Source organism: Micromonospora inyonensis (assembly GCF_900091415.1).
Classification (GTDB): Bacteria; Actinomycetota; Actinomycetes; order Mycobacteriales; family Micromonosporaceae; genus Micromonospora; species Micromonospora inyonensis.
The window spans coordinates 1,492,965-1,508,118 of sequence record NZ_FMHU01000001.1 but is presented as its reverse complement, the minus strand read 5'-3'; the positions used below and the strand labels follow the sequence as shown (position 1 = coordinate 1,508,118).

At 71.8% G+C, this 15,154-nt stretch carries 13 protein-coding genes and 2 tRNA genes; 3 read left to right on the top strand and 12 right to left on the bottom strand.

Annotated elements, in window-relative coordinates; translation table 11 throughout:
- Positions 1 to 2: 2 nt before the first annotated feature.
- On the bottom strand, positions 3 to 1,373 hold the full coding sequence (locus tag GA0074694_RS06865) for an MFS transporter (protein WP_091454138.1): 1,371 nt from the start codon (positions 1,371 to 1,373) through the stop codon (positions 3 to 5).
- Positions 1,374 to 1,550: 177 nt separating this feature from the next.
- Positions 1,551 to 1,802 carry a hypothetical protein gene (locus GA0074694_RS06860; protein ID WP_091454135.1) on the bottom strand — a complete coding sequence of 84 codons (252 nt, stop codon included), beginning with the start codon at positions 1,800 to 1,802 and terminating at the stop codon, positions 1,551 to 1,553.
- A gap of 273 nt (positions 1,803 to 2,075) precedes the next feature.
- Here GA0074694_RS06860 and GA0074694_RS06855 point away from each other — a divergent pair, with 273 nt between their 5' ends.
- Complete coding sequence (locus GA0074694_RS06855) at positions 2,076 to 6,491, top strand: cation-translocating P-type ATPase (protein WP_091454132.1); 4,416 nt, start codon at positions 2,076 to 2,078, stop codon at positions 6,489 to 6,491.
- Between the two features lie 98 nt (positions 6,492 to 6,589).
- Here GA0074694_RS06855 and GA0074694_RS06850 read toward each other — a convergent pair whose 3' ends face one another.
- Entirely contained in the window at positions 6,590 to 6,766 is a 177-nt protein-coding gene (locus GA0074694_RS06850) for a CBS domain-containing protein (RefSeq protein WP_176737805.1), read from the bottom strand.
- Between the two features lie 325 nt (positions 6,767 to 7,091).
- Here GA0074694_RS06850 and GA0074694_RS06845 point away from each other — a divergent pair, with 325 nt between their 5' ends.
- The gene (locus tag GA0074694_RS06845; RefSeq protein WP_091454129.1) at positions 7,092 to 7,562 is read left to right on the top strand and encodes a hypothetical protein; all 471 of its coding nucleotides are present in this window, start codon (positions 7,092 to 7,094) and stop codon (positions 7,560 to 7,562) included.
- A gap of 37 nt (positions 7,563 to 7,599) precedes the next feature.
- Positions 7,600 to 7,758 (top strand): hypothetical protein, encoded by a 159-nt coding sequence (locus tag GA0074694_RS31485; RefSeq protein WP_176737804.1) that lies wholly within the window; start codon positions 7,600 to 7,602, stop codon positions 7,756 to 7,758.
- Positions 7,759 to 7,928: 170 nt separating this feature from the next.
- Here the strand turns inward: GA0074694_RS31485 and GA0074694_RS06840 are convergent, their stop codons facing one another.
- From GA0074694_RS06840 to gyrA, 9 genes are all read right to left on the bottom strand, one after another.
- Complete coding sequence (locus GA0074694_RS06840) at positions 7,929 to 8,336, bottom strand: PPOX class F420-dependent oxidoreductase (RefSeq protein WP_091454125.1); 408 nt, start codon at positions 8,334 to 8,336, stop codon at positions 7,929 to 7,931.
- A gap of 221 nt (positions 8,337 to 8,557) precedes the next feature.
- On the bottom strand, positions 8,558 to 9,289 hold the full coding sequence (locus GA0074694_RS32640) for a tetratricopeptide repeat protein (RefSeq protein ID WP_245714573.1): 732 nt from the start codon (positions 9,287 to 9,289) through the stop codon (positions 8,558 to 8,560).
- A gap of 54 nt (positions 9,290 to 9,343) precedes the next feature.
- Complete coding sequence (locus GA0074694_RS32635) at positions 9,344 to 9,709, bottom strand: type II toxin-antitoxin system RelE family toxin (protein WP_245714572.1); 366 nt, start codon at positions 9,707 to 9,709, stop codon at positions 9,344 to 9,346.
- On the bottom strand, positions 9,627 to 9,911 hold the full coding sequence (locus tag GA0074694_RS06825; RefSeq protein ID WP_091614758.1) for a type II toxin-antitoxin system Phd/YefM family antitoxin: 285 nt from the start codon (positions 9,909 to 9,911) through the stop codon (positions 9,627 to 9,629). The genes GA0074694_RS32635 and GA0074694_RS06825 overlap by 83 nt, the downstream gene beginning before the upstream one ends.
- A 113-nt stretch (positions 9,912 to 10,024) precedes the next feature.
- Positions 10,025 to 10,097, bottom strand: a tRNA-Ala gene (locus GA0074694_RS06820).
- Positions 10,098 to 10,131: 34 nt separating this feature from the next.
- On the bottom strand, positions 10,132 to 10,260 hold the full coding sequence (locus GA0074694_RS32175; protein WP_211296303.1) for a DLW-39 family protein: 129 nt from the start codon (positions 10,258 to 10,260) through the stop codon (positions 10,132 to 10,134).
- 40 nt (positions 10,261 to 10,300) lie between these two features.
- Positions 10,301 to 10,374 (bottom strand) — tRNA-Ile (locus tag GA0074694_RS06815).
- Between the two features lie 151 nt (positions 10,375 to 10,525).
- Positions 10,526 to 11,404, bottom strand: coding sequence for a DUF3566 domain-containing protein (locus tag GA0074694_RS06810; protein WP_091454119.1), 879 nt, complete (start codon positions 11,402 to 11,404; stop codon positions 10,526 to 10,528).
- Between the two features lie 3 nt (positions 11,405 to 11,407).
- A complete protein-coding gene (gene gyrA, locus GA0074694_RS06805; protein WP_425413609.1) occupies positions 11,408 to 15,055 on the bottom strand; it encodes an intein-containing DNA gyrase subunit A in 3,648 nt (1,215 codons plus the stop codon).
- Positions 15,056 to 15,154 lie beyond the last annotated feature (99 nt).

The following is a 15,154-nucleotide window of genomic DNA, read 5'->3' as shown; positions in this document are numbered from 1 at the left end:
TGTCAGCCGGCGGCCGGCACGACCCGTCCGGCGATCAGCGCGCCGAGCAGCGCCAACCCTGCGGAGACCACCAGGGCGACCAGGTAGGTCGCCGGATCCGGCCCCGAGCTGGCGGCGAGCAGCGCACCGGTCAGCGCCAGCACGGCGGCGGCGCAGAGCGCATCGCCGAGTTGCAGGGAGGAACTGTTGCGACCCTGCTCACCGGGATCGGACAACTCCAGGGTGAGCACCGACAACGACGGGTAGACCAGCCCCATGCCGAGGCCGGCCAGGCTCCAGCCGAGGAGAGCGACCGGCACCGGGACGGCCGGCCACACCGCGAGCGCGAAGCCCGCGATGCCGGCGGCGATGCAGACGAGCCCGGCGCGCGGCAGGGTCGCTCGGGAAGGCGGTTCGGGCAGCCGTCCCTGCAACCACGAGCCCACTGACCAGGAGACCGCCCCGACGGTCAGGGCGACCCCGGCGGCGGTCGGCGAGAGCCCACGCTCACGGGACAGCAACAGCGGCATCACCACCTCCGCACCGACGAACGCCGCCGAGGCCAGCCCGCGCAGCCCGACCACGGTGGGCAGCCCTCGACCGGCCCGCAGGACACCGGCCGGCAGCAGGCGTGGTGCACAGCCGGCGAGCGCGACCAGCGCGGCGACCACGAGACCGACGGCGAGCGGACCGCGCTGCTGCCCCCCGTAGTGCAGCAGTGCGGCGCTCGCCGCGGCCCCGCAGGCCCAGCCGATCCGGGCCCCCGCGTCCCGGGGCGGTCGGGAACCGACCGGCACGCCCACCGCCCGCAACCCCGGGTGGACCAGCAGCACCGCCGGAACAGCCACGGCCGGGACCGCCAGGAAGACCCAGCGCCAGCCGAGGTGTTCCACCACCAGCCCGGCCAGGGCCGGTCCGACCAGCGACGGTACGACCCACGCGGCGGCGAACACAGCGAATATCCGCCGGTGCAACGACTCGGGGTACACCCGGCCGACGATCACGTAGAGCGCGACCGAGAGCAGCCCGGAGCCAAAGCCCTGCACCACCCGCCCGACGACCAGCACGCCCATCGCCGGCGCGGTGCCGGCGAGCAGCAACCCGGTGACGAACCAGACGAACCCGTGCCACATCGGCAGCCGCGGACCCCGGGCGTCGCACCAGATGCCGGAGAGCACCATGGCGAGCACCCCGGAGGCGAACGGCCCGCCGAAGGCCAGCGCGTAGAGGGCCAGGCCGTCGAGGCTGCGGGTGACCGTCGGCATGGCGGTCCCGACGGCCAACGCCTCGAAGGCGAGCAGCGAGATCAACGCCACGCTGCCCACCGTCATCGCCCGCAGGGGCGCGGAGAGCAGCCGATCCGGCACGGCGGGCGGCGCGGATTCGATGAGCATGCGCCCACCCTGCGTCCTCAACCCGACTTCAGGTCAACCGCCGGTGACCCGGATCTCGTACCCCGGTCCCGTCGGGACCGTCGGCCACATCCGGGGTGGCGTGGACCTTGACGTCGAACCCGCCCGGGGCCCGCCGGTACGCCCCCATCGACTTCCACGTGCCCCCCGCGCGGAGCGTCAGGCCGCCTCCAGCGCCTCGCCCACGCCCCGCGCCAGCCCGGATAGGTGCTGGTCGGCTAGGAGGTGACCGGCGGTGACGAGCAGGGCCAGCGGCCACTCGATCACCTGGAGCGCCGCGAGCACACCCACGCCCGCGTAGTAGGCGACCTTGTCCGGCGGTAGCGTCACCTCCCCGAGCAGCGGAACGTCCACCCGCCGCTCGTACGGACGGACCCGCTCGCGTGCCTCGTGCCGGGCTGGTGCCTCCATCTCGCCTCCCCGCGTCGGCTGTGCTGTCACCGTTGCTTTCCACCCCCGCCCGGGTTCATGCCGCCGCGTCGGCAACGGACGGCACCGGCGGTTCAGCCAGGGGGTCACGCCCCCGGAACCCGGCCCGCCGGAAAAACCTCCCGTCACCGGGCATGACCGGCCCGGGGTGGGGAAGCCACGCCGCGCGGAGCGAGGTGTGGGAGGCGAGATGGCGTACGACCTGCACGAGGGCGACGGAGGACCGGACCGGCTCCTGGCCGGTCGTACCGTCGGATGATCCCGCTGGGCAGGATCGCCGGCCGGATCGTCCCGTCCGCCGTGCCACGGCTCGTGGGCGACGCCTCCCGTGGTGCGGGCGCGGCGGCCGTACACCTGGCCCGGAGCGCCGGGCTCACCCGTCGGCGGGTCTGGTCCCGGCCCGGACGGCACCACATCGAGGTGCACGGAGTCTGCCAGGACGGCGGCGACCGTCTGGCCCGCCAGGTCGAGAAGGCCCTGGAGAAGCTCCCCGGGGTGGGCTGGGCCCGGGTCAACGCGCCGTCCGGCCGGGTGGTGGTGGCCGTCGAGACGCCCGAACCCCGCCTCCGTGACCTGGTCCGGACGATCGAGCGGGTGGAGCGCCGCTGCGACCACGAACCCGACCCGGACATCCCGCCGCCGCACCCGCCCGAGGAGGGCCCGCAGACCCCGCGCACGCTCGGCGCGCTCGCCTCCGACGTCCTCGGGCTGACCCTCTCCGCCGCCACCCGGATCCTGCCGTTCACCCCGCTGCCGGGGGAGGTCGCCGGGCTCCTCGGCGCGATCGACCTGCACCCCAAACTGCACGCACTGGCCGACCGGGGGCTCCGCGCGGATCCCCGGGCCGACCTGCTCTTCCCGCTCGCCGAGGCGGTGACGCAGGGACTCTCCGGTGGCTGGACCGGCCTGGTGCTCGACGGCACGCAGCGGATCGTGCAGTGGGGTGAGGCCCGCGCCCAGCAGAGCGCCTGGAAGCGTGCCGAGCCGCAGCTCACCGGCGACCCGGACCGCGCCGTGGCCCGCGCGCCCACGCACGGCCGCCCACGCGCCAAGCCCGACGGGCCGGTCGAGCGGTACATCAACCGGATCCTCCTCACCGGCGCGGCGTCCGGCGCGGCGGCCCTGCCGGCGGTGGGGGCGAAGCGGGCCGCCGCACTCGCCCTCGCCACGCTGCCGAAGGCCCCCGGGTCCGGCCGTGAGGGGTACGCCGCCCAGCTGGGCCGGATCCTGGCCCGCCGGGGTGTCATCGCGATGGATCGCGGGGTGCTGCGGGAACTCGACCGGATCGACACGCTCGTCCTGGACGCGGCCGTGCTCGGCTCCGACCGGGGGTCGCTGGTCGACCTGGCTCCGCTGGCCGACGCGGACACGGAGGAGATCACCGCCCGCGCCTTCGCCCTCTTCGACCCCGACGCGCCGCGACGGCGACGGGAGGCGGAGGGCTGGCGACTCGCCCCGCTGGACCGGCTCGACGCACGCGATCCGGGGGACACCGCGGCCAGCCGGCGGCTCCGGGACGGCGGTGGCCTGCTGCTCGGGCTGGCCGAGGGGGAGACCCTGACGGCGGTGCTGCGGGTCGAGCCCGAGCCGGCGCCGGGCGCGGACGCGCTGTCGGTCGCCGCCCGGCAGGCCGGCCTGCGGCTGGTGGTGGCCGGCGACACCGACCAGCGGTACGGATTCACCGACGCCGTCCTCCCCGGCGGCCCCCGGGTCGCCGAGACGGTACGGGCCCTTCAACTCGACGGCGCGGTGGTGATGCTGGTCTCCGCCGACCGGGCGGCCCTCGGTGTCTCCGACTGCGGACTCGGCGTCGGCGGACCCGACGACCCGCCCCCGTGGGGCGCGCACCTGCTCGTCGGCACCGACCTGCGCACCTGTGCGCTGGTGGTCGAGGCGACCGGCGTGGCCCGCCGGATGAGCCGGCAGAACATCCGCCTCGCCGAGGCGGGTGCCGGGCTGGGAGCACTGGCGGCGTTCACCGCCGATCGGGAGCGCCTTCCCGGCCAGGCCCTCTCCGCCGTGAACGGTGCTGCGGCGCTGGCCTTCGCGCACGGGGTCTGGCGGGCCCGTCGACTACCCGACCGGACCGACACCCCGACCCCGCCCGTCACGGCCTGGCACCTGATGCCGGTCGACGTGGTCCTCAGCCGCCTCGGCACCACCCCGGACGGGCTCGGTGCGACCGAGGTGGCCGAGCGGCGGCGCCGGGGCACCGGCGGCGGCGCCGACGACGGCAGCCTGCTCCGGGCCCTGCTCGACGAACTCGCCAACCCACTCACCCCGGTCCTCGCCGCCGGGGCGGCCCTCTCCGCCGCGTTCGGCTCGGTCGTCGACGCCGCCCTGGTCGGCGGGGTGGTCGGCGGCTCGGCTCTGATCGGGGCGGTTCACCAACGCAACACCGAACGGTCCCTGGCGAAGCTGCTCTCCCGCACGGCGGTGACCGCGCGGGTCCGGCGCGACGGCACCGAAGACGTGGTGGCCGCCGACGACCTGGTGGTCGGCGACGTGGTCCTGCTCGAACCGGGGGACGCGGTACCCGCCGACTGCCGGGTGCTGGAGTCGGTGGGGCTGGAGGCCGATGAGTCGTCGCTGACCGGTGAGTCGCTGCCGGTGACCAAGACCGACCGACCGGTGGTGGCCGCCGCCGTCGCCGACCGGCGCTCCATGCTCTACGAGGGCAGCACGGTCGCCGCCGGGTACGGCACCGCCGTGGTGGTCGCCACCGGGGCCGACACCGAGGCGGGACGGAGCCTGGCCCTGGCCCGCCAGGCACCACCGGCCGGCGGGGTGGAGGCCCGGCTCGGCAGGTTGACCCGGGCAGCGCTTCCGCTGGCCGCAGCCTCGGCGCTCTCGGTGGCCGGGGCGGGGTTGCTGCGGGGCGTACCGCTTGCGGAAACGGCGGCGACCGCCGCGAACCTGGCCGTCGCCTCGGTGCCGGAGGGGCTGCCCTTCCTGGTCAGTGCCGCGCAGCTCGCGGCGGCCCGGCGGCTCGCCGAGCACGGCGCGCTGGTCCGCAACCCCCGCACCATCGAGGCGCTGGGCCGGGTGGACGTGCTCTGCTTCGACAAGACCGGCACGCTGACCGAGGGACACCTCCGCCTCGCCGGTGTCGGCGACGGTGACCGGTACGCCCCCACGGACCGGCTGGACGGATCGCGTTCCCTCCGGATCACCCTCGCGGCGGCGCTGCGGGCCACCCCGGACGCGACCGACCCGACGGAACTGCCGGAGCAGACCGACCGGGCGATCCGCACCGGCGCCCGGACCGTCGACGGGATCACCGAGCGGATCGGGGCCGGCGGCTGGCGATCCGTCGGTGGGCTGCCGTTCGAGCCGTCCCGGGGCTACCACGCCACGCTGGGCGAGACCGACGACGGGCTGCTGCTCAGCGTGAAGGGCGCTCCGGAGCGGGTGCTGCCCCGCTGCACCGGCCGCCGGGACGCCGACGGCGGCGAGCGGCCCCTGGACGACCAGGGCCGGGACCGGCTGCACGAGGTCCTGGCCGAGCGGGCCGGGGCCGGGCACCGCGTGCTGGCCGTCGCCGAGCGGCGGGTGACCGGCCGGGAGGTCACCGACGACGAGGTAGGCGACCTGGTGTTCGTGGGCTACCTGACGCTCGCCGACGGGGTGCGGGAGAGTGCCGCGCCGGCGGTCCGTCGGATCCGGCAGGCCGGCGTGCACACCATCATGATCACCGGCGACCACCCGGCGACCGCCGAGGCGATCGCCTCGATCATCAGCACCGACAGCGACCAGCGGGTGGTCACCGCCACCGAGCTGGACCAGCTCGACGACGAGGCGCTCGCCGACCGCCTCGCCCGCACCGACGTGGTCGCCCGCTGCACCCCGACCCACAAGGTACGGATCATCCAGGCGCTCCAGAAGTGCGGCCGGGTCGTCGCGATGACCGGGGACGGCGCCAACGACGCACCGGCGATCCGGCTGGCCGACGTCGGGATCGCCCTCGGCCAACGGGGCACCCCGGCCGCCAAGGCCGCCGCCGACCTGGTGGTCACCGACGACCGGCTGGAGACCATCATCGCCACCCTGGTCGAGGGACGCGCCATGTGGTCCTCGGCCCGCCACGCGCTGAGCATCCTGGTCGGCGGCAACCTCGGGGAGATCGCGTTCAGCGTGCTCACCGCCGCCGCGACCGGCCGCTCCGCGCTCACCGGGCGGCAACTGCTCCTGGTCAACCTCCTCACCGACCTGGTGCCGGCGATGGCCATCGCGATCCGGCCGCCCGGCGCGCACCACGGCGACCACCTGCTGCGCGAGGGCCCGGACACGTCCCTCGGGGAGACCCTGACCAGGGAGATCGGATTGCGGGCCGCCGCCACCACCCTCGGCGCGACCGCCGGATGGACGCTCGCCCGCTGGACGGGCAGCCAACGGCGGGCCGGCACCGTGGCCCTCGCCTCCCTGGTCGGCACGCAGCTCGGGCAGACCGTGCTCGCCGGAGGCACCAGCCCGGCGGTGCTCGCCTCCACCGTCGCCTCGGTCGGCGCGCTGGTGGCGGTGGTGCAGACCCCCGGGGTCAGCCAGTTCTTCGGCTGCACGCCGCTCGGACCGGTCGGCTGGACCATCGCCACCGGCTCCGCGCTCGGCGCCACCCTGGGCAACGGCGCGCTCAGCAGTCTGGTGGACCGGCTGCCCCGACCACCGTCCTGACGTCCTCGCCCTCACGCCGCAGGGGCTCCCGCCGAGCGGCCCTCACGGCGCGGGGCCTCCCGCCGAGCGGAAGGCCCCGATGGACGCGTCGAATGCGGTCAGCCGCGCTCGGAGATGGCCTCGATCAGGTCACCCACCTTCAGGCGGTTGTCCGCGCCGCAGATCGCCAACGAGCCGACCCCCAGCTCGGCCATCCTGCGCGCGGCGAACTTGAGATCATCCTGCTCACGGACGCAGCTGACGTCGCTGGTCATGAGATCACGTGCGGTCGGCATGGCAATCACACCTCACTTTCCGGGGGTTGGTATCTGTTCCGGTACCCCGCTCGCGGCGGGCCATGCACGATGTACCGGACCTGCTCCGTGAACAACTCGGTACGGCCGGGCCGGCCACCGCTCGTACCGTGACGGGATGCAGCCACCACTGGGAGGTCCGCACCGTCCACGGTGACCGGGTCGGCCTGGCGCTCTATCCGCACGTCGAGGACGAACGCCCACGGCGACCCTTACGTCGATCCCGGGCAGGAGCACCAGCGGTGGTGACCCGGCCACCCCGCCGCGGATGGCCCGGTCACTTGACGTGTGCGGCGACACTCGACCGATGAACCACCCCTCGTACCCGACCGGCACACCGGCCGCAGCCGGCCGGGAACGGCGCCGCCGTCCCCTACGGACGGCGATCGTCGTGGCCCTCGTCTGCGGCGTCGTGGCCGCCGCCGTCCTCCTGTGGTGGCCCCGGACGACCGTCGTCCGGGTCGTCGACCAACCGCCGGGGATCGGGTACGCCGACGGTTCGGCACACTTCGCCGTGCTGACCCACGTCCGCGCGCCGATCGCGGCGATCCTGCTGTCCGAGGGCGGCTCATCCGCCGTCGACCACCACGCGGTCGTCCTGGGCCGCGACCGGAGCGGCGGCTACGGACACCGCGTCCGTTTCGACGCGACCGGCATGGACCCGGCCGACCTGACCGTCGAGTGGACCGCCGAGGGCGTCTGGCATGGCCGCCGACGCCGTGCGGGAGCAGTTCGGTGCACTGCCGGCGCCGCAGCGCGAGTGGGAGCTCCCTTGTGACAGCGCGCGATGGTTCGACGTCGACCGCCCCTACGTCATGCAGGGCGTCTGGGAGCTACCGCTGCTGCCGGAAGACCACGAGCAGACCCTGCTCGCGCTGTACCGGGGCTCGGGACGGGTCGACAGCGACTTCACCGCACTCGGCGACGGCCGATTCACGGTGCACGGGTACGACCCGGAGAAATCGATCGGGTAGACCGTGACGAGCAGCGAGCCGCCGGCCTCGGTGCAGTTGTGGGTCAGCTCGTCCTGCCTCCTGGCCCCGAAAGTGACACACCACCGGTCGGGCGATACGGACACCACACAGTGGTGGGCACCGGGACCGGGACGGCAACCGTCGGTCTGCCGGTGAGTCCCGGACTCAGCTCAGTGCCGGCGGTGCCGGGACGGGTACCAGGTCTCACCGACCGGCTCACCCGCCATGTTCCAGCTCCACGATTCGGTCGGAACGATCCGCACGTACCAGCCGGGTCCGGTGATGCCGGTGCGCTCGATCGGGTCCTCGGCCGTGCCGTAAACGCGCACACCGCGGGCAACGAACGGGGCGAACGACGGCATGTCGTCGAAGACGAGAGCGACTCGGCGCCGCCCGGCGACGATGTTGCGCACCTTGCGCGTCTGCAGGAACGTCTCGCCGCCGCCGACCCAGAACGCCGCGCCGTCGAATTCAAAGGCAAGCGGCACCACGTCCGGTTGTCCATCGTCGCCGAGTGTCGCCATCCGTACCAGCGGCTGGGAACGGACGAAATCCATCTCGTCGTCGGCGAAGCCCATGATTCACCCTTCTGTCATCGTGCCTCCGCAGCGCGCCAGCACCACCCGACGCCGGAAGGGCGAGAGCATCCGGACCTCCGTCGTCACGAGCGACGGCGCTACTGCGGCACGTCTTCGCAACGTGTGGGCTGGGCGAGGAAAGGACCGGTGAGCCGCTTGGCTGTGCAAATGACTGCACTCGGGCTGCAGTCAACCACGTTCGTACTGGTGGGCCGGAGGTATCACCGTGCGAACCACACCGCCACGGTCGCCGGCGACCGGCTACCCCTGCCACCACAGGAGCGATGGCAGGTAGGGCTGCGTCGTGACGGACGCGCGGCGCGTCGGAGGGCGCCACTCAGACCGCTCGGCCGCAACACTTTTTGTACTTGGCTGTCGATCCGCACCAGCATGGGGAGTTGCGCGGTGGCGGCCAGGCGATCGTGTGCTCCTCCGGAAGGGTCTCGCTGTAGCGGGCCTTGACCGCCGGATCGAGAGGGGACTCGCCGGCCCGGCCGACGGACCTCACGACGGCCGCGAATCATCACCGAGGACATCCGTGTCCAACCATCCGGGCCGCTCAGCGCACGCAACTCGTCGGTCGACAGCCGGGCCACCGCCCGGTCGTACCAGCGCAATGCGGCGCGCAGATCGCCGCGCTCGGCGAGCAGTTCGGCGACCAGCGTGCAGTGACCGTCGTTCGTCGCTGCGTCGTGGGCCAGCCGATCCAGCACATCATGCGCCTCATCGATGTCGCCTTGCTCGAATCGCACCTCGGCGAGCTGCACCATCGCGTAGCAGCCGTCCTCGCCGCCGTCAGTGATCAGTCTGCTCAGCAGGTCGGCTGCTCGGTCGAGCCGCCCCGCCCGACGCCATGCGTCGGCAGCCTCGAGCAGGATCTCACCTCGCTCGTCCGGATACTGCTCCATTTCGGCCTCAAGGGCTGCAGCCTCGTCAGACACGTTCATCGACACGGTGCTCACGATACTGAATGCCCTGGCACCATCAAGCAGAAAAGACCAGGGGTGTCAGGAGCGGTAAACATCCCTTCGGTGATCAATATCCACGACCGTCACGGTGCGGTTGTGGTCGTCGACGCGGTAAATGATCCGGTAGGTGCCTCGCCGGGCGGTGAACCGATCCGCCAATGGCGGCAGCAAGCGCTTCCCGACCCGGTAGGGCTCCTGCCCAAGGTCCCGGTCATGAACTCGTACGCGGCAACCGCGACGGCCTCTGGCAAACGTTCGGCCAGCGCTCGGCGGACGGTCGGAGTGGTGCGAAGCGTGTACGGATCTTCCGGCAGCCGCCGGTTCACGCGGCCGAGGCGCGACGGGCGCGAATGGTCTCGGCGAGCTGGTCGGCGGAGACCTCTTCACCTCGGGCCAGTTCCGCATCGGAGTCGGCCAGCCGTCGCAGGGTGCCCGCATCTCCAAGAACCGCGACGGTCTCCTCCAGACGCTCCAGGTCCTCGACCGAAACCAGCACGGCAGACGGCCTACCATGCACCGTCACGGTCACCCGCTCGTGGTGGTCGTGCACCCGACCTACAAGTTCAGAGAGACGGGTTTTCACTTCCCCCAACGGTAGCGTTGTCATGGTCACAAGCATGACCAAAAGTCGCCTCGGTGTCCACCGTTCCGACACACGCCGCGCCGATGGTTCGCATGCTGACCACCTCCGGCCACGAACCAGCAGCTCACAGAATTGCGTGGAGCCCAGGGGACTCGAACCCCTAACCCCTGCCTTGCAAAGGCAGTGCTCTGCCAGTTGAGCTAGGGCCCCGAACGGACGGAGAGTGACCGCCCTGGGTCGAACCTTACCGGAGGTCGGGGGCGGTGGTCGCCTCGTGCCACAGGGCGCGCTCGTCGTTCGACGCCTTGATCCGCTGGGCAACGACAACCGCCACGCCGACGACGCCGACCAGCAACAGAAGCTTCTTCACCATGGGGCGTCCCCTCGCTCGACTGCCGTCGGACGGTATGCGGTGGGGCTAGCTGGAATCGAACCAGCGACCTCAGAGTTATCAGCTCTGCGCTCTAACCGACTGAGCTATAGCCCCGTGCGCGACGAGCAACATTAACCCATCCGTGCGTCGGGCCCCAAATCGGGGTCGGACCTCGCGCACCGTCTGCTGACGAACCTACCTGCATGACCAACGCCGGGGCGACCGCTTTCGCGGCGCCCCGGCGTGACCAGCCCTTCGGGCCGACTCAGTCCCGCTCGGCGAGGGTGAGTTCGACCCCGCCGACCAGGTCGGCGCAGACGTTGTAGACGAACGCCCCCAGCGTGGCGAGCGCCGTGAACAGGACGACGTTGACCAGCCCGAGCAGCGCCGAGCTGAGGATCACGCCCTTGGCGGTGATCTGGAAACCGTCCGTGCCCTGTCCACCGCCGGCGCTGACCAGGTCGGTCAGGCTCTCGTTGACGCTCTGGAACACACCCATCGCATCGAGGGCGAGGTAGAGCACCGACGTGGCGACCACGACGACGATGAAGAGCACCACGGAGACCGCGAAGGTGAACTTCATGACGGACCACGGGTCGATCCGCTTGAGGTTCAGCCGGGCCCGACGGGGACCACGCGAGGCTGCGGAGCTGACCGAGCTGCGCGCGGCGCGTACCGCGTCGTTGACCCGGGCAGCCCCGACCGCCGCGGCACCGCCGACCCCCGGCGGCAGCCCGCCGCCGTTGGGCCGGGCCACCCCCGGCCGCGCGGTGTCCAGCGGGGTGCCGGCCCCGACCCGCGGTTGGGTACCCGTGGCCGCGGCCTGTGCCGCCTTCACGGCGATCGGCTGTGTCGTCGTGGCCGGACGGGCCGCACCGGGGGCCGTTGTCATCCCGGCCGATGTCGGCGCGTCGACGTCGATCGCCTCGGTCCGGTCGCCCTTGCCCGAGTCGGCGGCGGGCTTGTCCGGCGGTGGTGTCATGCCGGGAGCCCGGGTGAACTTCGGGGCAGGCGCGTCGGCGGGAACCGTCGCCCGACCTACGGCGGCGCGTCCGGACGCGGACGCACCGCCCTTCGCGGCATCCTCGTCGACCGGGTTGGCCGAGGTCCCCTTGTTCCCCGACTTCGCCTGTGTCTCCGTCATCAACTAGTCCTGTTCGTCAGGCTCGTCGGCATTGCGAGCAATCGCCACGATGGTTACGCCGTCCGGGAGGTCCATCAGCTTGACCCCCATTGTGTTCCGATCCCGCGTACGGCGTACAGGCTTCACCGGAGTCCGGATGACGCCACCGTTGCTGGTGATCGCGAGGAGCTCGTCGTCCGGACTGATCACGACCGCGCCGACAAGACCCCCGCGGCGCTCTGTGATCTTCGCGGTCAACACGCCCTTACCTCCCCGGCCCTGCACCGGGTATTCCTCGATGGGGGTCCGTTTCGCATATCCCCCGTTGGTGGCCACCAGGACGTCCATGCCCTCCCGGACGACCTCCATGGCCAGCAGTTCGTCTTCGTCACTGAAGCGCATGCCGATCACGCCCGTGGTCGCCCGCCCCATCGGTCGCAGCGTCTCGTCACCCGCGTTGAACCGGATGGCCTGGGCGTTCTTCGAAACGAGCAGCAGGTCGTCGTCCGGCGCGCACAGGGCAGCGCCGACCAGCTCGTCCTCGTCGCGCAGGTTGATCGCGATGATGCCGCCCGAGCGGTTGGAGTCGAACTCCTCGAGCTTCGTCTTCTTCACCAGGCCGTTCTTCGTGGCCAGTACCAGATAGGGGGCTACCTGGTAGTTCGGGATCTCGATGATCTGTGCGATCTGCTCCTCCGGTTGGAAGGCGAGCAGATTGGCCACGTGCTGGCCCTTGGCCACCCTACTGGCCTCCGGAAGCTCGTACGCCTTGGCCCGGTAGACCCGACCCTTGTTGGTGAAGAACAGGATCCAGTCGTGGGTGGAGCAGACGAAGAAGTGGCTGACGATGTCGTCCTGCCGCAGCGTGGCGCCGCTGACGCCCTTGCCGCCCCGGCGCTGGGAGCGGTAGAGGTCGACCTTGGTCCGCTTGGCGTACCCGGTCCGGGTGATGGTTACCACGACGTCCTCGCGGGCGATCAGGTCCTCCATGGAGACCTCGCCGTCGAACGGCACGATCTTCGTACGCCGCTCGTCGCCCCACTTGGCGACGATCTCGCCCAGCTCCTCGGAGACGATCTTCCGCTGCCGCTCCGGCTTCGCCAGGATGTCCTTCAGGTCGGCGATCTCGATCTCGAGCTTCGCCAGGTCGTCCAGGATCCGCTGCCGCTCCAGAGCGGCGAGACGACGCAGCTGCATGTCCAGGATCGCGGTCGCCTGGATCTCGTCGATCGTCAGCAGCTGGATCAGGCCCTGCCGGGCGTCCTCGACGGTGGGCGAGCGCCGGATCAGGGCGATCACCTCGTCCAGCGCGTCCAGCGCCTTGGACAGACCGCGCAGGATGTGCGCCCGCTCCTCGGCCTTGCGCAGCCGGAACGCCGTCCGTCGCCGGATGACCTCGATCTGGTGCTCGACGTAGTAGCGGATGAACTGCGCGAGGTTGAGCGTGCGCGGCACGCCGTCGACCAGCGCCAGCATGTTGGCGCCGAAGGTCTCCTGGAGCTGGGTGTGCTTGTAGAGGTTGTTCAGCACCACCTTGGCGACCGCGTCGCGCTTGAGCACCAGCACGATCCGCATGCCGGTACGCCCGGAGGACTCGTCCCGGATGTCGGCGATGCCGCCGAGCTTCCCCTCCTTGATCAGCTCGGCGATCCGCTCGGCGAGGTTGTCCGGGTTGACCTGATAGGGCAGCTCGCTGACGACCAGGCAGGGACGACCCCGCTTGTCCTCCTCGACCTCCACCACGGCGCGCATCCGGATCGAGCCGCGGCCGGTCCGGTACGCGTCCTGGATGGCGGTGGTGCCGACGATCAGGCCGTGGGTCGGGAAGTCCGGGCCCTTGACGATCTCCAGCAGCGCGTCGAGGGTGGTGGCCTCGTCCTCCTCCGGGTTCTCCAGGCACCACTGCACCGCCGCGCCGATCTCGCGCAGGTTGTGCGGAGGGATCTTGGTGGCCATGCCGACCGCGATGCCCTCGGACCCGTTGATCAGCAGGTTCGGGATCCGCGACGGCAGGATGGTGGGCTCCTTGGCCCGGCCGTCGTAGTTGTCCTGGAGGTCGACGGTGTCCTCGTCGATGTCCCGCAGCATCTCCATCGCCAGCGGGTCCAGCTTGCACTCGGTGTTGTGGCTGACGAAGCCGTCGGAGACGAACGAGTGGTCGTCGGTGTCGACCCGGATGCTGTAGACCGCCTGGACGCCGGCGTCCTCGACCTCCGCCACCTCGGCGTAGTAGAAGCGCCCGTCCACCAGCGGCTCGACCACATCGAGCACGTCGGCCTCGGTGATCCTGGAGGCGACCTCCTCGCGGTCGCGTTCCCAGCGCTCGATCCGGTCGACGTTGTGCCGGCGCAGCCAGTCCCGCTCGGTCCAGCGGGTGGCACCGTGCGCCCGGACGAAGTCGGCCACGAAGGGCACGTGGTCGGCGGAGAGAGCGGTGCTGGTCTGCGGCACCGAGGCCAGCTCGGATTCCAGCTTGGCCTGCTTACGGCCGAGGAAGCCGACCTGCTGGGCGAAGATCCGGGCGTCGCGGCGGTTGGTCACCACGACCTTGATCTCGCCGTGGTCGTACCGACACTGCCTGCTCACCACGCCGAACTCCAGCAGCAGCTGCTGGACCTCGCGGGCCATGCGGTCGCTGCGGGTCGAGTACGAGATCTGGATGCTGTTGCGCGGCAGCAACGAGGAGGAACCGTCCCCCTCGAAGAGCGCCTGGAGGAAGGCCCGCTTGATTGCAGCTGGCCCCTGCCAGACGAACTCCGGTACGAACTTCGCCGCGCTCCGCGCCCCGACCAGCTCGCCGAGGATGCTCGCCCGCAGGGCGGTCAGGTCCTGGACGTCGAGTTCGTGCAGGAGGCTGCCGGAGGCGATGGTGCGCTGGGCGACGTACCGGGGGCCACCGACGGCGAGGTCGTAGGCGGCGAGCACCCGGACGAAGAACTCCCGGTCGGTGTTGTTGAAGCCGGCTCGCCCCTCGGAGACCCAGCCCTCGCTGACGAAGGCACCGGCGAGGACAGCGGCCTCGACGTGCTCCAGCATCGGGTAGCCGATCTCGTCCGGAACGGACCGCTGGAGCACCACCCGGTCGCCTGCGGCAACCTCCGCGAGCAGCTTCCAGAGCAGGGTGGGCACGCCGGCCACGTCCACCAGGCAGAGCACCGGGTGGTTGTGGGTGCCGGTCAGCTCGTACCCCTCGCGGGTGCGCAGCCGCAGCGTGGGGTGCTCACCGGAGTGGAAGAACCGGGTGGCGCGGACCAAGTCGCCGTTGCGGTCGCGGACCTTCAGGTCGATCTCGGTCTCGCTGCTCGGTGCCGCGCCGGGCACGACCTGGTCGATCCGGACCGACCCGTCAGCGGTACGGATCCGGGCATCTCCTGTCAAACAGTAGCGCATGGCGGCGGCCGGATCGTTTCCGGGCGACCCGAAGTTGCCGTTGCCGTCGACCAGCGGGTACCGCAGTGACCAGGGCTGCGCCATCCGGACCAGCGCGTCGTAGATCGCCGAGTCGCCGTGCGGGTGGAACTGCCCCATCACGTCGCCGACGACGCGGGAGCACTTCACGTAACCGCGGTCCGGCCGGTAGCCGGAGTCGAACATGGCGTAGAGGATCTTGCGGTGGACCGGCTTGAGCCCGTCCCGCACGTCCGGCAGCGCCCGCCCGACGATGACGCTCATCGCGTAGTCGAGGTAGGAGCGCTGCATCTCCACCTCGAGGCCGACCGGCTCGATCCGGTCGTGCGCCACTACCGTGGCGGCGGCCTCCGGGGTCTCCGG